General features: G+C 69.3%; 2 protein-coding genes. Both read right to left on the bottom strand.

Features of this window, described 5'->3' with window-relative positions:
* Window positions 1-1,325: HAMP domain-containing protein (locus tag LPZ50_RS24145; protein ID WP_230665377.1), on the bottom strand; the 1,325-nt coding region annotated here is incomplete at its 3' end.
* 18 nt (window positions 1,326-1,343) lie between these two features.
* The gene (locus LPZ50_RS24140; RefSeq protein ID WP_230665376.1) at window positions 1,344-2,045 is read right to left on the bottom strand and encodes a response regulator; all 702 of its coding nucleotides are present in this window, start codon (window positions 2,043-2,045) and stop codon (window positions 1,344-1,346) included.
* Window positions 2,046-2,349: the final 304 nt, after the last annotated feature.

The following is a 2,349-nucleotide window of genomic DNA, read 5'->3' as shown; positions in this document are numbered from 1 at the left end:
CGGGCGTCGTCCAGCCGCGCGAAGGGCCGCAGCGCTTCGGTGCGGCGTTCGGCCGCAATGCCCGGGCCGTGGTCCGCCACGTCCAGCACGGCGTGGCCGCCTTCATGGCGCAGGCGGATATCCACCGGCGGCTTGCCATGGTGCAGGGCGTTGCCGATCAGGTTGTCCAGCAGCCGGCCCAGCGCCACGGCGTCGCCCTGTACGGTCATGGGCTCGTCGGGCATGTCCAGGGTGATGGCGGTGCCGGTGCTTTGCCAGCCGCCCACGCGGTCGGTCAGCCATTCGGCCAGCGCCAGCGGCGCATAGCGGTAGGCGGCGGGATCCGTGCCACGCACGAAGCCGATGAACTGGTCCACCATGTGCTGCATGTCTTGCAGGTCTTTGCGCAGGCCTTCTTTCAGGGCCGGGTCGTCGGCCATTTCCACCCGCAGCCACATACGCGACAGCGGCCCTTTCAGGTCGTGGGGCAAGCCCGACAGCAGGGTGCGGCGCACGGAATCCGATTCGGCCAGCGCGTCCAGCATGGCGTTGAAGCGCTGGCCCAGGGCGCGCGTCTCGTGGGGGCCCGAGGGTTCCACGCGCTGGGGTTGCCCCGCGGCCAGGCGGTCGGCGGCCTCGGCCAGGCGCGTCAGCGGGCGGGTAATGTGCCAGGAAAAACCCGCGGCCAGCAGCAGTATCAGGCCCAGGCCGCCCAGCCACACGGCGATCATCGGCGTGGCTACCGGCGGATCCAGGCGATCCAGGGGGATGACCAGCCATTCGCGTAGGCGCGGCGCATCTTCGGTGTCGGGGTTGCGCGCCAGCGAGATGAATAGCTCGGGTTCGGGCCCGTGCGACAGGGCCACGCGCGTGCCGTCGTTCAGGCGGTCGTTTAGCTCGCGGATGGGGCCGCGCAGGTCGCGCCGGATATCGTCGGGCTGGTCGCGCAGCATTTCGCGCAGGCGCCGGCGGCGCATTTCTTCGTGCTGCGGATCGCCGCGCCATTGTTCGCCGCGCGGCGGTGTGGGCGGTGGCGGCGGCGGGCGGGTGAAGCGCTGCAGGCGGGCTTCGGCCGGCAGGGTGCGCGACCACAGCCGCCACTGGTTCTGCGAGGCATTGCGCACGAAATCGGCGCGTTCTTCGGCGGGAATCTGCGACACGGCGGCGCGCAGCGTGCGGATGGTGGTGGCGATGTAGCCGATGGCCACATCTTCCAGGAATTTCTGGCGGTAGTAGGACACCGTGGCCAGCGTGGCGGCCTGCGCCAGCAGCACCGCGCCCAGCACCAGCAATACCAGGCGTGCCCGCAGCGAGCGCGGCAGCAGAAAGCGGGACAGGCGCGTCATGGGCGGGCGTTGGGGTGGTCAGGGGGCAAAGCGGTAGCCTATGCCCCACACGGTCTGGATCCAGCGCGGCTGCTTGGGGTCGTCTTCGATGGCGCGCCGCAGGCGCAAGATGGCGATGTCGATGGCGCGGTCGTTGCGTTCGCCGGCGTCGTCGTCGCGCGCCAACGCCAGCAGGCGTTCGCGCGACAACGGTTTGCCGGCATTGCGCACCAGCGCTTCCAGCAGGTTGATTTCGCCGCCGGTCAGCTTGACGGCCTCGCCGTCGCGCAGCAATTGGCGCATGGACGGATCGAACACGAAGGGCCCGAAAGACACGGGCGCGTCTTTGGTCAGGGCCGACGGGCCGCGCTTGCGGCGCAACACCGCTTCGATGCGCGCCAGCAGTTCGCGTGGGTCGAAGGGTTTGCCCAGGTAGTCGTCGGCGCCGGCTTCCAGCCCGATGATGCGGTCCACGGCTTCGTCACGCGCGGTCAGCAAAATGACCGGGATGTCTTCGCCTTGCTCGCGCAGGCGCCGACAGGCGTCGGCGCCATCGCCGCCCGGCAGCATGCGGTCCAGCACCAGCAGGTCGGGGGCGTAGCGCGCAATGCGCGCCGCCAGGTCGCTGGCGTCGGGCGCCAGCAGCGTGTCGTAGCCGTGCCGGTTCAGGTAGTCGGCCAGCAGTTGCCGCAATGCGGGGTCGTCGTCGACAACCAGCAGCTTGGTATGAGGGGTGTCCATGTCGCCATAGTGGCCGGGGAACGGGCGGGGGGCAAGGGGAAGGAAATGGATTGAAATATACCGCGACGCCGTGGGCTGTTATTAAAATGAGGCCCGACTTTCCGCACCCATTTAAGAAGCCTTACAGATGCTCCGTCCCCTGGTCTTTACACTATATGGTGTCATGACCATGCGCACGCTTACGCACAGACGGATGGGCCGCTCTGTCTGGGCGGCGGGGCTGGCCTGCAATATGGCCCTGGGGGCCTGCGCATCCGTCGACCGTCCCGCCGCCGATCCCGCGCCCGCGGCGCCGGCCGTGCAC

It is taken from the genome of Bordetella petrii, assembly GCF_020991325.1.
Lineage (GTDB): Bacteria > Pseudomonadota > Gammaproteobacteria > Burkholderiales > Burkholderiaceae_B > Bordetella_A > Bordetella_A petrii_E.
Note: the sequence above shows the minus strand (reverse complement) of the source record. Positions and strands in the feature narration are given on the sequence as shown.

Excerpts from the sequence above, each read along its gene's own strand:
- LPZ50_RS24140 (WP_230665376.1), bottom strand. The coding sequence starts at position 2,045 with ATGGACACCCCTCATACCAAGCTGCTGGTTGTCGACGACGACCCCGCA.